The organism is Aeromonas sp. ZOR0001 (assembly GCF_000801015.1).
GTDB lineage: Bacteria > Pseudomonadota > Gammaproteobacteria > Enterobacterales > Aeromonadaceae > Aeromonas > Aeromonas veronii.
The window spans coordinates 1-16026 of record NZ_JRJY01000046.1; the positions used below are offsets into that span (position 1 = coordinate 1).

13 protein-coding genes, 3 tRNA genes and 2 pseudogenes are annotated in these 16026 nt (G+C 60.7%); 10 read left to right on the top strand and 8 right to left on the bottom strand.

Annotated elements, in window-relative coordinates; genetic code table 11:
- A pseudogene (locus tag L972_RS06120) lies at positions 1-282 on the top strand (hypothetical protein); the annotation flags it as partial.
- 234 nt (positions 283-516) lie between these two features.
- Here L972_RS06120 and L972_RS06125 read toward each other — a convergent pair.
- Together L972_RS06125 and L972_RS06130 are read right to left on the bottom strand one after the other, a co-directional pair.
- Positions 517-592, bottom strand: a tRNA-Asn gene (locus L972_RS06125).
- Between the two features lie 4 nt (positions 593-596).
- Positions 597-672, bottom strand: a tRNA-Asn gene (locus L972_RS06130).
- 486 nt (positions 673-1158) lie between these two features.
- Here L972_RS06130 and dauA point away from each other — a divergent pair.
- The 4 genes from dauA to htpG all read left to right on the top strand — a co-directional run bounded on the left by dauA (position 1159) and on the right by htpG (position 6031).
- On the top strand, positions 1159-2895 hold the full coding sequence (gene dauA, locus L972_RS06135; protein ID WP_047436665.1) for a C4-dicarboxylic acid transporter DauA: 1737 nt from the start codon (positions 1159-1161) through the stop codon (positions 2893-2895).
- A gap of 183 nt (positions 2896-3078) precedes the next feature.
- A tRNA-Ser gene (locus L972_RS06140) sits at positions 3079-3166 on the top strand.
- 184 nt (positions 3167-3350) lie between these two features.
- Positions 3351-3953, top strand: a complete 603-nt coding sequence (gene recR, locus L972_RS06145; RefSeq protein ID WP_019444931.1) for a recombination mediator RecR — start codon at positions 3351-3353, stop codon at positions 3951-3953.
- Between the two features lie 164 nt (positions 3954-4117).
- On the top strand, positions 4118-6031 hold the full coding sequence (gene htpG, locus L972_RS06150) for a molecular chaperone HtpG (RefSeq protein ID WP_005352676.1): 1914 nt from the start codon (positions 4118-4120) through the stop codon (positions 6029-6031).
- 105 nt (positions 6032-6136) lie between these two features.
- Here the strand turns inward: htpG and L972_RS06155 are convergent, their stop codons facing one another.
- From L972_RS06155 to pspF, 6 genes are all read right to left on the bottom strand, one after another.
- Positions 6137-6922: a peptide ABC transporter ATP-binding protein gene (locus L972_RS06155; RefSeq protein WP_005333681.1), complete on the bottom strand. Its 786-nt coding sequence runs from the start codon at positions 6920-6922 to the stop codon at positions 6137-6139.
- Between the two features lie 34 nt (positions 6923-6956).
- Entirely contained in the window at positions 6957-7955 is a 999-nt protein-coding gene (locus L972_RS06160) for a peptide ABC transporter ATP-binding protein (RefSeq protein ID WP_005333679.1), read from the bottom strand.
- Positions 7955-8848: an ABC transporter permease subunit gene (locus L972_RS06165; protein WP_005333677.1), complete on the bottom strand. Its 894-nt coding sequence runs from the start codon at positions 8846-8848 to the stop codon at positions 7955-7957. Before L972_RS06165 ends, L972_RS06160 begins: the two co-directional genes overlap by 1 nt.
- 35 nt (positions 8849-8883) lie before the next feature.
- Positions 8884-9843, bottom strand: coding sequence for an ABC transporter permease (locus L972_RS06170; protein WP_005333676.1), 960 nt, complete (start codon positions 9841-9843; stop codon positions 8884-8886).
- Between the two features lie 2 nt (positions 9844-9845).
- Complete coding sequence (sapA, locus tag L972_RS06175) at positions 9846-11441, bottom strand: ABC transporter substrate-binding protein SapA (protein ID WP_041202111.1); 1596 nt, start codon at positions 11439-11441, stop codon at positions 9846-9848.
- Between the two features lie 108 nt (positions 11442-11549).
- Positions 11550-12578 carry a phage shock protein operon transcriptional activator gene (pspF, locus tag L972_RS06180; protein ID WP_005333674.1) on the bottom strand — a complete coding sequence of 343 codons (1029 nt, stop codon included), beginning with the start codon at positions 12576-12578 and terminating at the stop codon, positions 11550-11552.
- Positions 12579-12774: 196 nt separating this feature from the next.
- Between pspF and pspA the strand changes: the two genes are divergently transcribed.
- The 5 genes and pseudogenes from pspA to L972_RS06205 all read left to right on the top strand — a co-directional run.
- Positions 12775-13461, top strand: coding sequence for a phage shock protein PspA (pspA, locus tag L972_RS06185; RefSeq protein WP_005361184.1), 687 nt, complete (start codon positions 12775-12777; stop codon positions 13459-13461).
- Between the two features lie 3 nt (positions 13462-13464).
- A complete protein-coding gene (pspB, locus tag L972_RS06190) occupies positions 13465-13701 on the top strand; it encodes an envelope stress response membrane protein PspB (protein ID WP_005333672.1) in 237 nt (78 codons plus the stop codon).
- Positions 13698-14102 carry an envelope stress response membrane protein PspC gene (gene pspC / locus L972_RS06195; RefSeq protein ID WP_005333670.1) on the top strand — a complete coding sequence of 135 codons (405 nt, stop codon included), beginning with the start codon at positions 13698-13700 and terminating at the stop codon, positions 14100-14102. Before pspB ends, pspC begins: the two co-directional genes overlap by 4 nt.
- 101 nt (positions 14103-14203) lie before the next feature.
- A complete protein-coding gene (locus tag L972_RS06200) occupies positions 14204-15610 on the top strand; it encodes a YcjX family protein (RefSeq protein ID WP_047436677.1) in 1407 nt (468 codons plus the stop codon).
- Between the two features lie 53 nt (positions 15611-15663).
- Positions 15664-16026: pseudogene (locus L972_RS06205) on the top strand (TIGR01620 family protein); the annotation flags it as partial.

Below are 16026 nucleotides of genomic sequence, written 5' to 3' on the forward strand. Positions count from 1 at the left end.
GGGATGATGCCGCTGGTGAACGGCCTCTATGCCACGGCCACCTTGATTGGCGATCGGGTGCAGATTGCGCTGAGCAGCGAGCAGGCGAGGCTGGAGCAGGGCACCATCAGCACGGGACAGAGTGCCACCGAAGTGAGCGGGGCCCCGGGCCAGTGGCTGACGGTGGGAGAGCTTTCGACCAGCTCAGCGGATCAGGGGAGTAGCCTCGGCACCCAGCTACAGGGCGGGCGAGGCAGCCAGAGCGAGCGCCAGACCCTGCAGATCCGGGTCACCCGCCAATAAGCAATTCCCCCTGTTGTGTCATGCCCGACCTTCCGGGAAACTGCTTGCTCGTAAACATGTAGTCAACTGAGCTGGTCGGGTAGGAATCAGAGTCATCATCGAGTCTGGTTGAGACTGAGCGAAAACAGGGAGTCCGGATTGCGCTCAGCCAAGGATGATGGGAAAGCGAGATAAGTTTGAGGCAAACAGCAGCAGATACGAAAAAGCCCAGCCAAAAGGCTGGGCTTTAGAATTTGGCTCCCTCGACAGGACTTGAACCTGTGACATACGGATTAACAGTCCGCCGTTCTACCGACTGAACTACGAGGGAAAAGTGGCTCCTCCTACTGGACTTGAACCAGTGACATACGGATTAACAGTCCGCCGTTCTACCGACTGAACTAAGGAGGAATTGCCTGTCTCGTTAAGACGGGGCGAATATTAATGACCAGGGCGGCGGGTGTCAACCCGCGAATTTCCCGAAAACCGGATTTTCGGACTGTTTGCCCAAAAGTTGTGCTTTGCGGTTTATTTTCAGCACAATCAGTCCCTTGCCATCGCTCCCCCAACCGGCGCAGGGGGCATTGGTTCGGTTCGCATCAACCTGATGATGCCAGCATGATGTCGCGAACGTGCTGGTAAGCCAATAAGACTCAAGTGGTGAACTTTGCAGCTAAATTGGGGAGCTCAATCGTCAACATCGGCGATTTGGCGACAAATAGGCCAAATAATGGGTGTGCGCGTGTTTCATTGATCCTGCCCATCGAAAAAATGGCCCGTCTGGAGTAAGGTTACGCAGGATACCATCGCCGCGTCGACAGCCCTGCCGGCCCTTGATGATGATCGGGCGCCGGATCTCTCCGGCCTTTATCTCCCTCTTCTGGTATTACGATATACATGCACAAGCAAGCCTCTTTAAATAGCGTGAAGCTCGCCATAGCCTTACGCCAGTCCTGTATTGATGAACCCTACAGCATGGCCCGCTTTGGCCGTGATCTTATCGCCGGTGTGACGGTGGGCATCATCGCCATCCCGCTCGCCATGGCGCTGGCCATCGCCAGCGGTGTACCGCCGCAACACGGTCTCTATACCGCCATCATTGCCGGTATCGTGATCGCAGTGACCGGTGGCTCCCGCTACTCCATCTCCGGCCCGACCGCTGCCTTTGTGGTGATCCTCTATCCGGTTGCCCAGCAGTTCGGGGTTGGCGGTCTGTTGATGGCGACGCTCATCTCAGGCCTCTTTCTGGTGGCGATGGGGATGGCCCGTCTTGGCCGCCTTATCGAGTACATTCCTCCGTCAGTGACGCTGGGCTTTACCGGTGGTATCGCCATCGTGATCGCCACCTTGCAGATCAAGGACTTCTTTGGACTGAGCGTGCCCGAGATGCCGGAAACCTATCTGGGCAAGGTCGAAGCGCTGGCCGCCGCCCTGCCAAGCTGGCAGTGGGGCGATACCCTGGTGGGGGTCGCAACGCTGGCCGTGCTGCTGCTCTGGCCGCGCCTGCGTCTGCCGGTGCCCGGCCACCTGCCCGCAGTGCTGGTCGGGGTAGGTCTGGGTTTTGGCCTCCATTACTTTGGGGTGGATGTGGCCACCATCGGCAGCAAGTTCAGCTATACCCTGGCTGATGGCACCCAGGGGATGGGGATCCCGCCCATCGCGCCGACCCTGGTGATGCCCTGGGCCTTGCCCGGATCGGATGGCTTGCCAGTTGAATGGAACCTGGCGGCTGTTGAGCGGCTGCTGCCTGCCGCCTTCTCCATGGCGATGCTGGGGGCGATCGAATCGCTGCTCTGCGCCGTGGTGCTCGATGGGATGACCGGTCGCAAACACAGCTCCAACGCCGAGCTGGTGGGGCAGGGGCTTGGCAACATCTTCGCCCCCTTCTTTGGCGGCATTACCGCTACCGCTGCCATCGCCCGCTCTGCCGCCAACGTGCGTGCCGGCGCTACGTCCCCCATCTCGGGGATCGTCCATGCGCTGGTGGTGCTGGCCGCCATTCTGGTGCTGGCCCCCTGGCTCTCCTGGTTGCCGCTCTCGGCCATGGCTGCCTTGCTGCTCATCGTGGCCTGGAACATGAGTGAAGCGCACAAGGTGGTGGAGCTGATCCGTCGCGCCCCCAAATCCGATGTGCTGGTGCTGCTGGTCTGCCTGTCACTCACCGTCATTTTCGACATGGTCATCGCCATCACCTTCGGGGTGATCCTGGCATCCCTGCTCTTTATGCGCGAAATCGCCAAGATGACCAAACTGCTCGATTTGGCCGAGCACAAGCGCTATGCCCATGAGGTGCCGGACAACGGCCTGCTCTACAAGATCAACGGCCCGCTCTTCTTCGCCGCGGCCGAACGGGTCTTTGCCGAGCTGGAAGCGCAAGTGAAAGGGCACAAGGTGCTGGTGTTGCAGATGGAGGCGGTTTCCATCCTCGATGCGGGCGGTCTGTCTGCCTTCCTCCACTTTGGCAAGCAGATGGCCAAAGCCGGGGTCGAGTTGCGGGTGGCCGAGTTGCAGTTCCAACCGCTCAAGACCCTGGCCCGTGCCAAGGTACGGCCGCAGCCCGGCAAGCTGGAATTTTACGGCTCGCTGGAAGAGGCGCTCAAAGGTGAACATTTGCACGAAGCGGCAGTAAATTGATTGAAAGGGATACGAAACGGCATATTTTTGGTCACTTGGTTCGGATATTGAGCAAACGAACGCAAAAAGTAAAAAATTGCATTGACCAAAAGCCATCGTATCCCTTACATTACGCCCCGTCGCCGCGGCATGGTCCGCCAGTGAATGTGCAGCTCAAGCACATAAAGCAGTGAGCAAAAATTTGGTGAGGTGTCCGAGTGGCTGAAGGAGCACGCCTGGAAAGTGTGTATACGGCAACGTATCGAGGGTTCGAATCCCTCCCTCACCGCCACATTGCAAAGCCCTGATGGAAACATCAGGGCTTTTTGCTATCCGGGTTTTTGCGAGCGCTGTGGGCAAGCCGATGGCGATGGGCGGCGGGCTCGGGTATAGTCCTGCGCCAATGGCGTTATCCTGTTTTGCTGACCCGTCGTGGCCCTGGTGGTGGCGAGGGGCAGGCCCGTGTAAGGAGTGTTATGAAGTTCAGTCCCCTGCTCGATGAGATGATGAAAGCCCTGCAGGTATTGCCGGGAGTGGGGCCCAAGTCTGCCCAGCGGATGGCCTTTACCCTGCTCGAGCGTGAGCGCAGCGGCGGTTTGCGGTTGGCCCAGCTGCTCTCTCGCGCCCTGACCGAGATCGGTCATTGCAGCCACTGCCGCACCTTTACCGAGAACGACCGCTGCGATATCTGCGCCAATCCCAAGCGGGAAGAGAATGGCCTGCTCTGCGTGGTGGAGAGCCCGGCGGACGTGGCGGCCATCGAGCAGACCGGCCAGTTCTCCGGTCGCTACTTTGTGCTGATGGGTCATCTGTCGCCGCTGGACGGCATCGGCCCGGAGGAGCTGGGGCTCGATATTCTCGAGCGCCGTCTAAAGGAAGAGCACATCAGCGAACTGATCCTCGCCACCAATCCGACCATCGAGGGGGATGCCACCGCCTGGTATATCGCCGACATGGCCCGTGCGGCCGGGGTGGAGGTGAGCCGCATCGCCCACGGGGTGCCGGTGGGGGGCGAGCTGGAACTGGTGGATGGCACTACGCTTTCCCACTCCCTGATGGGGCGCCAGCGCCTCAAGTAAGGGGCGGGTGGCGGTAAGTCGCGAAAAACTGAACATAAAATCGGCGGTTACACGCCAACAGGGGGCGAATGAGCAGGATTGCACATTCGCCCCCTTGATATTTGGATCGCTGTCCCCATCTAGGTTGGGCATATGTTCAACCCGATGTTTCTGAGGATTGGTCCATGACCCAAAGTGTTCATGCCGAAACCCACGGCTTTCAGACTGAAGTCAAACAACTGCTGAGCCTGATGGCTCACAGCCTCTACTCCAACAAAGAAGTATTCCTGCGCGAGCTGATCTCCAACGCCTCCGATGCGGCGGACAAGCTGCGCTTCAAGGCGCTTTCCGATGCCTCTTTGTTCGAAAACGACGGCCAGTTGCGTGTGCGTCTGGTGGTGGACAAAGAGAAGCGTACCCTGACCATCTCCGATAACGGGATCGGTATGACCCGTGATCAGGTGATTGAGCATCTGGGTACCATCGCCAAGTCCGGCACCGCAGAATTCTTCAAAAACCTCTCCGGCGATCAGGGTAAGGATTCCCAACTGATCGGTCAGTTCGGGGTCGGTTTCTACTCCGCCTTTATCGTGGCCGACAAGGTGACCGTGGTCTCCCGTGCCGCCGGTACTGCTCCGGAGCAGGGCGTACAGTGGGAATCGGAAGGGGAAGGCTCCTTCACCGTCGCTGACGTGACCAAAGAGGGTCGCGGTACCGATGTCATCCTGCACCTGCGTGCCGAAGAGGACGAGTTCCTCGACGACTGGCGTCTGCGCTCCGTGGTGGGCAAATATTCCGATCACATCAGCGTGCCTGTAGAGATGTACAAAGAGGGCACCCCGGATCGCGAAGAGGATGGTGAGACCATCGTCGGCACCCCGGGCGAGTGGGAGCAGGTCAACCGCGCCACGGCACTGTGGACCCGCAACCCGAAAGATATCAAGGACGAGGAGTATCAGGAGTTCTACAAGCACGTCGCCCACGACTTTGAAGATCCGTTGCTGTGGGGTCACAACCGGGTGGAAGGCGCGCAGGAGTACACCAGCCTGCTCTACGTGCCGGCCCGCGCACCGTTTGACCTCTATAACCGCGAGCAGAAGCACGGCCTGAAGCTCTACGTGCAGCGCGTCTTCATCATGGATGACGCCGAGCAGTTTATGCCGACCTACCTGCGCTTCGTCAAAGGGGTGCTGGACTCCAACGATCTGCCGCTCAACGTTAGCCGTGAAATCCTGCAGGACAACAAGGTGACCGCCTCCCTGCGCAAGGCTTGCTCCAAGCGCGTGCTGACCATGCTCTCCAAGCTGGCGAAAGACGATGCCGAGAAGTACGCCAAGTTCTGGAAAGAGTTCGGTAACGTGCTCAAAGAGGGCCCGGCCGAGGATTACGCCAACCGCGAAGAGATCGCCAAGCTCCTGCGCTTTGCCAGCACCGCTGGCGAGGGCGAAGCCCAGACTGTCTCTCTTGAGGATTACGTTGGCCGCATGAAGGAAGGCCAGCAGAAGATCTACTACATCACCGCTGACTCCTATGCTGCAGCCAAGAACAGCCCGCACCTCGAGATCTTCCGCAAGAAGGGGGTCGAAGTGCTGCTGATGTGGGAGCGTGTGGATGAGTGGCTGATGAGCCACCTGACCGAGTTCGACGGCAAGCAGCTTATCTCCGTCACCCGTGGCGAACTGGATCTCGGCGATCTGGAAGACGAAGCCTCCAAGCAGGCGCAGGAAGAGGCCGAGAAGGCCAACGCCGGTCTGGTGGAGCGGGTCAAGAAGAGCCTGGGCGATGCAGTGAAAGAGGTGCGTGTCACTCACCGTCTGACCGACTCCCCCTCCTGCATCGTCACCGACGCCTACGGTATGAGCACCCAGATGATCAAGCTGATGCGTGCGGCCGGCCAGCCGGTACCGGAGCAGAAGTACATTCTGGAGCTCAACCCTGATCACGCGCTGGTGAAGAAACTCGACACCATTGAAGACGAGGCACTGTTCGGTGAGTGGGTCACCCTGCTGCATGAACAGGCCCAGCTGGCCGAGCAGGGCGGGCTTAACGATCCGGCGAGCTTCGTCTCCCGCATCAACCGTCTGCTGCTGCAAGCCTAAGCAGCAACGCCGGTAACAGAAAGCCCACTGCATGCAGTGGGCTTTTTTGATCCCGCCGTGTGAGCTCGGCGAAACACAGCGGTGAGGGAGGCGGCCAGCGCCTCTCTATTTGCGGTATTCGTTGTTGTAGTTCTGGATGAGACGGCGAGTCACCTCATGCTGGGGATCGGCAAACACCTTGAGAGTCTTGCCGCGCTCCACCACCCGACCTTCGTGCATTACCAGCACCTCGTCACTGATATGGCTGACGATACCCAAATCGTTGGCTACCAGCACATAACTCAGTCCCATGGTCTCCTGCATCTCCAGCAGCAGATTGATGATCTGGGAGCGTACCGAGATATCCAGAGTGGAGAGCGCCTCATCGGCCACCACTATCTTGGGGTTGAGGATCAGCGCCCGCGCCAGCGCCACCCGCTGCTGCTGACCGGAGGAGAGCATCTGCGGATAGAACAGGGCGTGATCCGGCAGCATCCCCACCATACGCAGGGTCTGCACCACTTTCTCGCGGCGCTCCTCCTCGGTCATCTCGGTGTTGAGACGCAGCGGCGTCTCCAGGATCTGGCCGACCCGGATCTTGCGGTTCAGCGAGGTGTTGGGATCCTGAAAAATCATCCGCAGCAGCTTGCAGCGAGTCTGGTAATCGCCATGCACCATCAGCTGGCCGTCGATGGCGATGTCGCCGCTGGTGGGTTCGATCATGCCGGCCAGAATGCGGGCGAGGGTGCTCTTGCCGGAGCCTGCCTCGCCGACGATGGCGAGGGTCTGACCCACTTCGAGATCGAACGAGAGGGGCTTGATCGCCTCCACCGCCTGACGACGGAACAGACCGGTGCGGTTCTGGTAGGTTTTGCTAAGGCCTCTGACCTGCAACAGGGATGGCTCGATCACAAGCGGGGCTCCTTCATGGGGGCATTAACGGTCATCATTTTTTCGGCTCCTCCATGTTCAGCGGGAAGTGGCAGCTGAACTGATGGCCCTTGATCTTGTTCATCAACGGAGTCTGCACGCACTGCTTCTGGGCGTAGGGGCAGCGCGGCCCCAGACGGCAACCGATGGGCAGGTGTTGCAGCGGCGGGATGACGCCGGGCAGGGTTTCGAGGCGCGACTTGTGGCGCACCAGCTTGTCAAAGTCGGGGATCGATTTGAGCAGGGCATCGGTATAGGGGTGATGCGGGGTCTCGAGGATCTGCTCCCGGGTGCCCACTTCCACCATCTGGCCGCAGTACATCACGTTGATGGTATCGGTCAGGTTGGCAATGGCGGCGATGTCGTTACTGATGATCAGGATGGTGGTATTGCCCAGCTTGTTCATCTTGTCCAGCAGTCGCAGGATCTGGGAGTGGGTGGTGGACTCCATGGCGCTGGTGGGCTCGTCGGCTACCAGCAGACGCGGCTGGTTGGCAATGGCCATGGCGATCATCACCTTCTGGCACATGCCATCCGACAGCTCGTGGGGATAGGCGCGCATCACCTTGCGGTGATCCTTGACGCCTACCCGGTGCAGCAGGGCGATGGCCTTCTTCTTGCGCCACTGGAAGCGCTGCCAGAATTGTCCCTCGAACGAATCGGTCGGGATCGCCTCTTCCAGCTGGGTGCCGATCTCCTCGGAGGGGTCGAGACAGCTGATGGGGTCCTGGAAGATCATGGCGATCTCGCGACCCATGATGCGACGGCGCTCCTTGGGAGCCATGGTCAGCAGATCCATGTCGTTGAAGCGCATCCGGTCGGCACGTACCGTCCAGTTGTCCTTCTCGATGCCGACGATCACCTTGGCGATCAGACTCTTGCCGGAGCCGGATTCACCCACCAGACCGCGGATCTCCCCCTCGGTCAGGGTCAGGCTCACCTTGTCCACCGCCTTGACCTTGCCTTGCGGGGTGTCGATCTCGATGGTGAGATTGCGAATGTCGAGCAGCGGCATCAGTCATTCCCCTCTTTGAGTGCTTCACGAATGCCTTCACCAACTAAATTGGTCACCAGCACGCTGAACAGGATGGCGATGCCGGGCAGGGTGACGGTCCAGGGGGCGAGATAGATGAGGTCGCTCGAATCGGCCAGCATGGTGCCCCACTCCGGTTGGGGAGATTGGGCGCCGAGGCCGAGAAAACCGACTGCTGAGATATCGAGAATGGCCGCCGACAAGGTGCGGGTGGTCTGGGCCACCAGGGTTTCGACAATGTTGGGCAAAATAGCCAGACGCATGATCCGGAAGGGAGGCGAGCCATCGAGGCGGCTGGCGGTGATGTACTCCTTCTGCATCTCGGCATGTACTGCGTTGTAGGTGGCCCGGATAAAGGGCGGGATCAACGCCAGGGTAATGGCTATCAGGGTATTGCCAAAACCCGGCCCCATGATGGCAACCATGATGATGGCCATCAGCAGGGAGGGGATGGAGAGCAGGGTATCGAGCAGGTGGTGCAGCACGCTCGATTTAAGCCCCTTGCTCATGCCGCCGAGGATACCGATGGCGGAGCCCACCACCATGGCGATCACCACCACGACCAGCGCATAGCCGAAAGTGAGACGCGCCCCCACCACCAGCCGGGAGAGCATGTCGCGCCCCAGATCGTCGGTGCCGAGGAAGTAGTCGATGTTGCCGGTCGCCGCCCACGAGGGGGCGAGCAGCAGCTTGTCGGTATGCTGTTCATCGATGCCGTAGGGGACGACCAGCGGCCCCACCAGCGTGATGAGCAGCAACAGCAAAAAGCACCAGAGCCCCGCCATCGCCAACGGATTGCGGCTGTAGGAGGCCCACGTCTGCTCAAGGGGCGAGAGGATCTTGAGCTCGGGATAGATGTTCGATTTATCTTGCATAGGATACCTGGCTCCTGGTCACGCCATGAGCGCGTTCAATCTTGTTTGGCATACAACTCTTTGCGCCGTGCCGGATAGATAAGGGTGGTCAGCAACTCGGTGCTGACGCTGGTCAGGATCACGAAACTGGCCACCACCAGGGTCGCGCCGCGAATGGCGGCGTAATCCTGCAGGGCGATGCTGCTGATAAGCCAGCGGCCGATCCCGTGCCACTCGAACACCACCTCGGTGATCATGGCGGAGGTGAGCACGCTACCCAGTTGCAGACCCAGCAGCGGCAGTACCGGCGGCAGGGCGTTCTTCAGACCATGGCGCCAGACGATCTGCGCCTTGGAAAGGCCCCGGCTCGCCGCCGCCTTGATGTAGTTCTGCTTCATCACGTCGATGAGGGAACTGCGCACATGGCGGATCACCTCGGTAGTGGGCACCACCGCCAGCACCAGTGACGGAAGGATCAGGTGGCGCAGGGCATCGTGCAGCGCCGCTTGCCGCCAGGGTTCGTTGCTGAGCAGCACATCGATCACCGCGATGCCCGTGATGGGGGGCACGTCGTAGAGCAGGCTGATCTGCCCGGAGGCTGGCAACCAGCCGAGATCCAGCGAAAAGAGCATTACCACCAGCAGCGCCAGCCAGAACACCGGCACCGCATAGCCGATAAGACCGGCAGTCATGATGGAGAGATCCAGCGTCTTGCCCTGTGACAGGGCCGCCAGGGTGCCGAGGGGAATGCCCACCAGCAGCGAGATGGCGAACGCCGCCAGACAGAGGATCAGGGTCGCCGGGAAGTAGTGACGGATCTCGTCCAGCACCGGCAGCCCGGAGACGCTGGAGAGCCCCAGGTCACCTGCGAAAATGCGGCGCAGGAAGTCGGGATAGCCGCTCCAGAAGCTGAGCTGATGGCCGATCAGCCGATAGTCCAGCAGATAGGCGACAAAGGTCAGCGCCAGCAGAGTGATAAGCAGCAGGTTGATGCGGCGCAAGGTGTATAGAAGCATGCTTACTCCCTGTGAGCCTGGTTGAAGGAGGTGCCGCCAAAGGGCATCAGCGTCAGCCCCTCGATGTCGCTGCGGCTGACCTGGGTACGCAAGGCGTGCGCCAGCGGGATCAGCGGCAGCTGTTCGTTAAGCAGGGTCTGGGCATAGTAGTAGTTACGCAGCCGGAACGAGAGCTGGGGCGTGGTGACCGCATCATCCAGCAACTGATCGAAGGCCGGGCTGCACCAGCGGCTGTAGTTGTTGCCGCGCTCCACTGCCGAGCAGCTCAGCAGCTGGCGGAAGAAGTTGTCCGGATCGGCGTTGTCGGCAATCCAGCCGGAGAGCAGGCTGTCGTACTGCCCCTTGGTGAGGCGGCCTTCGATCACCGGCCACTCCCGTTGCACGATCTTGAGCTTGATCCCGACCTTGGCCAGATCGCTGCGGATCAGCTGGGCGGTCTTGACCGCATCCGGGTTGTAGGGGCGGGCGTCCGGCTGTACCAGCACCTGCATCTCGAACCCTTTCTCCAGACCCGCCTCCTTGAGCAGCTGGCGTGCCCGTTTCAGATCGGGTTTGCGCTCGGGCAGGCTGGGGTTGTACCCCCATGAGAGGGTCGGCAGCAGGCTGTTGGCGGGCAGACCGGTATCGAAATAGACCGCCTGCAGCAGGTTGTCGATATTGATGGCGCTGGCAATGGCCTGCCGCACCTTGACGTTGTTGAACGGCGGCTTGCGGGTATTGAGGGCCAAAAAGGCGACGTTCATCCCCGACTGGACCGAGAGGCTCAGCGCCGGATTTTGCTTGATCACCGAGAGCTGGCTGGCGGAAGGGGTGCTCATCACGTCGCACTCGCCGGTCAGCAGCTTGGCCAGCCGTTTGGCGGATTTGGGGGTGATGTCGTAGACCAGCTGTTCAATCTTGGCATCGCCGCCCCAATAGCCGGGGTGGCGCAGATAGCGGATGAACTCGTTGTGGCGATACTCCTTGAAGCTGAACGGTCCGGTGCCGATGGGGCGGCTATCCAGCAGGGCTGGCGTGCCCGCCTGCAACATCTGCTCGGCGTATTCGGCGGAGAGGATCACCGCATAGTCGCTGGCCAGAGTGGCGAGGAAGGAGGCGTTCGGCTGGTTCAGCTCGAACACTACCGTCTGCGGCCCCTTCTTGCTCACCCGCTTGATCAGCAGATCTTGCCCCAGGCTGTAGAAGTAGGGGTAATCGCCCCCGGACACATTGTGATAGGGGTGCTGCTCGTCCAGCTGGCGGGCATAGGTGAAGACCACGTCATCGGCATTGAAAGTGCGGGTGGGCTTGAACCAGGGGGTATGGTGAAACGTCACCCCTTTGCGCAGGGTCAGGGTATAGGTGAGGCCATCCTCGCTGACATGCCAGTTGGTGGCGAGCGCCGGCTCCAGCGCCAGGGTGTTGGGGTTCACCTCCAGCAGGCGGTCGTAGAGCGGACGGGCACTGGCATCCAGTGTCACCCCGGAGTTGGAAACATGGGGATTGAAGGAGAGGGGGGATCCCTCAGCACAATAGATGAGTCCGGTTTTGGAGGCCTCGGGTTGCTTCTGGCAGCCGGTGACCAGCACCAGCAGACCCAGCAGCAAGGGTGTGAGCATTCTCATTGTTGAACCATGTTCTTATAGGGGTTTTGTACGCACGTTTTGATACAAATGTGCCAGCGCGAAGGCTGGCGTGTTGCTGGAGTCGGCATCAACCGCGCTCCTTCACTCTTGTTCTGCATCGTTATCGCCATCCAGCAGCTGATATTTGCGTAGCATGCCACGGAACTGGTGATAGCTTAAGGCCAGCAGTTGAGCGGCTTTGCGCTGATTATACTGGGATTGCTGCATCGCTTGCTTGAGTAAATTAATCTCGTACTCCGCCACCGCCTGCTTGAGATCGAGCGGCAAGGCGAGGGGGGATGCAGATTGTACCTCGCTTCGGGCCTCTTGCGCAGGTTGCGTGACCTGTGGTCGCCAGGGGGAATCAAACGGGTTGAGCACCAGGGTCGAGAGCGGCAGCTGGGGATTGCCCTGACGATAGATACTGCGCTCCACCACGTTCTTCAGCTCTCTCACATTGCCCGGCCAGTGGTAATCCAGCAGCAACTGGGTCGCCTTGCGCGAGAAACCGGCAAACAGCGGATAGCCCAGCTCCCGGGTCATGCTGTGGGCGAAGTGCTCCGCCAGCATCAGGATATCTTCCCGCCGCTCCCGCAAAGGGGGGAGGGTGATCACATCAAACGCGAGCCGGTCGAGCAGATCGTGGCGAAACTGCCCCTTGTCGGCCAGCGCAGGGAGATCCTCGTTGGTGGCGCAGACCAGTCGCACATCCACCTTGAGGGGCTTGGCCCCACCCACTCGCTCGAACTCGCCATACTCGATGACCCGCAGCAACTTCTCCTGCACCCTGGCGCTGGTGGTGGCCAGCTCGTCGAGGAAGAGGGTGCCGCCATCGGCCCGCTCGAAGCGGCCCTGATGGCGCTTGGCCGCGCCGGTAAACGATCCCGCTTCATGACCGAACAGCTCGGTTTCCAGCAGGCTCTCGCTCAGGGTGGCGCAGTTGATGGTGACAAAGCTTTGATCCCAGCGCGCCGAGAGATAATGTAGGCGGTGGGCGATCAGCTCCTTGCCCGTCCCACGCTCACCGATGATCAGCACGGGTTTGCGCAGCGGGGCGAGCCGTGAGGCCTGCTCAATGATCTCGAGAAATGCGTTGGATTCCCCCAGCAGGCTTTCCGTGGCCGTGGTCATAGTGATCCCTGTCAGTTGTAAAAGCTGGTCAATCTTACCAAAAGTTGGTGATTTTAATCATCACTTGCGTGAGGCATCTTGCAATCCGGCTATTCTGCCCCATATAAATCAACAAGTTAAATTTTGTTCCAGATTGGCACACAAGTTGCCATTCTCAATGGAGAAACAACGCCATGCCAATAACAGGAGTGCAATCATGAGTATTTTTTCCCGTCTGGCCGACATCATCAATTCCAACCTGACGGCCCTGCTCGACAAGGCAGAAGATCCCCAGAAGATGGTGCGCCTGATCATCCAGGAGATGGAGGACGAGCTGGTCAAGGAGCGCTCCAATCTGGCCCGCTTCCTCGCCAGCCAGAAAGAGATTGGTCGTCAGGTCGCCCGTCATCAGGAGCGGGTCGACGAGTGGCAAGCCAAGGCCGAGCTGGCCCTGACCAAGGGACGTGAAGATCTGGCCCGCGCCGCCCTTATCGAGAAGAAGAAACAGACCGAGTTGTCAGAGACCCTCTACCGCGAGCAGCAAGCGGTCGACAGCGGTATCGAGAAGCTGGGTGAGGAGATCCGTCAGCTCGAAGCCAAGCTGGAAGATGCCCGCGCCCGTCAAAAGGCGATGGCCATTCGCACCGAAGCGGCCAGCAGCCGTCTCAATGTGCAGAGCCAGGTAGCCCGTGGCGAGAGCCAGGCGGTGGTGAGCAAGTTTGAGCGGATGGAGCGTCGCATCGACGAAATGGAAGCGCGCGCCGATCTGGGTCAGTCCGACAAGGCGCTGGCGCAGCAGTTTGCCGAGCTGGAAGTGGACGATCAGATAAGTCGTGAGCTGGAAGCCATGCGCCAGAAGCTGGGCCAGGGCGACAGCAAAAGCGAAGGCAAACAGGGGGAGTAACAGATGGAAGATCTGCTGGGCGTATTGATGGTTCCCATGGTGGTCTTCATGGTGGTGGTGGCTCCCATCTGGCTGGTGCTGCACTATCGTGCCAAGGGGCGGATTGGCGCCGGTCTTGCCGATAGCGAGCGGGAACAGCTGCAAGGGCTGCTGGCTCGCACCGAGAAGATGCAGGAGCGAGTGGGCGCGCTGGAGTCGATTCTGGATGCGGAAGTACCCGGTTGGAGGAACAAGGTATGAGCAGTGTCAGTCGTGAAGGGCGTAACCTCTATCGTGATCCCCAGCGTGGCAAGATAGCCGGGATCTGTGCCGGTTTGGCTGAGTATTTCGGGGTGGAGACCTGGATCGTGCGGCTGCTCGCCATCAGTGGCCTTATCTTCGCCGGTTTCATTACCTTCACCGCCTATATCGCTGCCTGGTTCCTGCTCGACAAAAAGCCGGTCACCCTCTATTCGCAAGAGGATGCCGACTTTGCCGAGGTGCGGATGAAAGCGCGCAGCTGGCAGGCGGGGATCACCCCTCATCAGGCGCTGGGCCGCATCGCGCAGGAACTTGACGCGCTGGAGCCCAGAGTTCAGCGGATCGAGAAGCTGGTGACCTCCAGGGAGTTCACCCTGCAGCGGGAGTTTCGCAAGCTGTAGTGCTTGCTGAAGCCCCCATGTCGATGGCGGCGCCTCCCGTGATGCGCCACCATCGACACCAGCTATCCAGATGCAACCACCAAGGGAGAACGGGTCAAGCCTTGATACTCAATAAACTGGAACAGAAGTTGACTCGCCTGCAACACAAGGCGAACGACGTGGTGAACCGGGTGCGGGATCGCCATATTCGGCTGGCGGTGACCGGCCTCTCTCGCAGCGGCAAAACCGCCTTTATCACGGCGCTGGTCAACCAGCTGGAACACGCGGCCATCGATGGCCGTTTGCCGTTGTGGGATGCCCTGCGTCAGGGGCGCATCCTCGGCGCCCGCCGGGTGCCGCAGCTCAATGCCCACATCCCCACCTTTGCCTACGAGCGTGGCCTCGACTCCCTGTTTGGCGATCCACCTGCCTGGCCCGAGCCCACCCGCGGCGTGGCCGAGGTGCGTCTCGAAATTCGCTATCGCACCCGTCATCCCCTGCGCAAGCATCTGGGGGAGATCTCCACCCTATACGTGGATCTGGTGGACTACCCCGGGGAGTGGCTGCTCGACTTGCCGCTGCTGGAGATGAGCTACGAGCAGTGGAGCGAACAGGTGCGCGAGCAGCTTCGTCGCCCAGAGCTGCAGGCACTTGCCGCCAGCTGGCTGACACCCGGGTGGCAGGTCGATCAGCGCTTCGAAGAGCGGCCGGTGGCTGAGCTTGCCGAGCGCTACACCGCCTATCTGCATGCCTGCAAACAGGAGTTGGGATTGCACCTTATTCAACCCGGTCGCTTCGTGTTGCCGGGGGAGTATGCCGGTGCCCCCATGCTGCAGTTTGTCCCCTGGGTGTGGGAGAAGCCTGACAGCGAGCCCGCCGATGGCACTCTTTACGCCACTCTCAAGCAGCGCTTCGAGCAGTACAAGCAGCATCTGGTGCAGGGTTTTTATGAGCAGCACTTTGCCGGCTTTGATCGCCAGATCGTGCTGGTGGATTGCCTGCAGCCCCTCAACGCCGGGGCAGCCAGCTTTGGCGACATGCAGCAGGCCATCGCCCGCATCATGGAGAGCTTTGCCTACGGCAAGAGTAACTGGTGGCGGCGGCTCTTCTCGCCCCGCATCGACAAGCTGCTGTTTGTGGCGAGCAAGGCCGATCACGTCACCCCCGAACAGCATGCGCCCATGGTCTCCCTGCTCCAGCATCTGGTGCGCAGTGGCCGCGGGCAGGCCCGTTTTGAGGGGATCACCACTGAGTGTCTGGCGCTCGCCGCCATCAAGGCGACCGAAGTGGGCAAGGGGGTGGCCAATGGCCGCGAGTTCCCCGCCATCCGCGGCACCAGCCTGAGCGGTGAGCCGCTGCTGCTGTTCCCCGGGGAGGTGCCGCCTCATATTCCGCCTGTGCAGTGGTGGAACAGTCAGGGCTTTGATTTTCAGGCGTTTCGCCCCATGCCCATGAGCGCCCATCAGGCGTTGCCCCATATCCGGCTCGATGCGGCGCTGGAGTTTCTGCTCGGGGATCACCTCGAATAACGGTGTGCGGTCTTGGCACCTGAGCCGAAGGCTGCGCACAGGAGAACAATGCGATGAACGATCAGATAAAAGAGCGGCCACCACTGCAGGGCAAGGTGATCCTTGAGCCTGCCATGACGGTGGCCAGTGACGAGCGACCGCCCGCACCAGCCCAGCGGCTGGAGGAGGCGAGTTTCGAGCGCCTCGACGAGCTGGACGAGTTCACCGAGGTGGAGAGCGCCTTCGTCAGCAAACCGCGCCGCCGCCATCGGCTGCTGGCGTGGGGGCTGGGGGCAGTCGGTCTGCTCTCGTTGGGCCAGTATGGCGCCTTTCTTTACGATCAATTTCTCACCACTCCGCTCTGGGGCAGCGCCTGGCTGGCGGCCTCGGCGCTGGTGGCGGCGGGGACCGCCAGAGTGGTGGGGCGCGAGTGGCTG

Bases quoted from the DNA above. Each gene is read 5' to 3' on its own strand.
- dauA (WP_047436665.1), top strand. From the start codon at position 1,159: ATGCACAAGCAAGCCTCTTTAAATAGCGTGAAGCTCGCCATAGCCTTA.
- L972_RS06170 (WP_005333676.1), bottom strand. From the start codon at position 9,843: ATGCTTCTATACACCTTGCGCCGCATCAACCTGCTGCTTATCACTCTG.
- L972_RS06160 (WP_005333679.1), bottom strand. From the start codon at position 7,955: ATGCCGCTGCTCGACATTCGCAATCTCACCATCGAGATCGACACCCCG.
- L972_RS06165 (WP_005333677.1), bottom strand. From the start codon at position 8,848: ATGCAAGATAAATCGAACATCTATCCCGAGCTCAAGATCCTCTCGCCC.
- pspF (WP_005333674.1), bottom strand. From the start codon at position 12,578: ATGACCACGGCCACGGAAAGCCTGCTGGGGGAATCCAACGCATTTCTC.
- pspA (WP_005361184.1), top strand. From the start codon at position 12,775: ATGAGTATTTTTTCCCGTCTGGCCGACATCATCAATTCCAACCTGACG.
- pspC (WP_005333670.1), top strand. From the start codon at position 13,698: ATGAGCAGTGTCAGTCGTGAAGGGCGTAACCTCTATCGTGATCCCCAG.
- sapA (WP_041202111.1), bottom strand. From the start codon at position 11,441: ATGCTCACACCCTTGCTGCTGGGTCTGCTGGTGCTGGTCACCGGCTGC.
- htpG (WP_005352676.1), top strand. From the start codon at position 4,118: ATGACCCAAAGTGTTCATGCCGAAACCCACGGCTTTCAGACTGAAGTC.
- pspB (WP_005333672.1), top strand. From the start codon at position 13,465: ATGGAAGATCTGCTGGGCGTATTGATGGTTCCCATGGTGGTCTTCATG.
- recR (WP_019444931.1), top strand. From the start codon at position 3,351: ATGAAGTTCAGTCCCCTGCTCGATGAGATGATGAAAGCCCTGCAGGTA.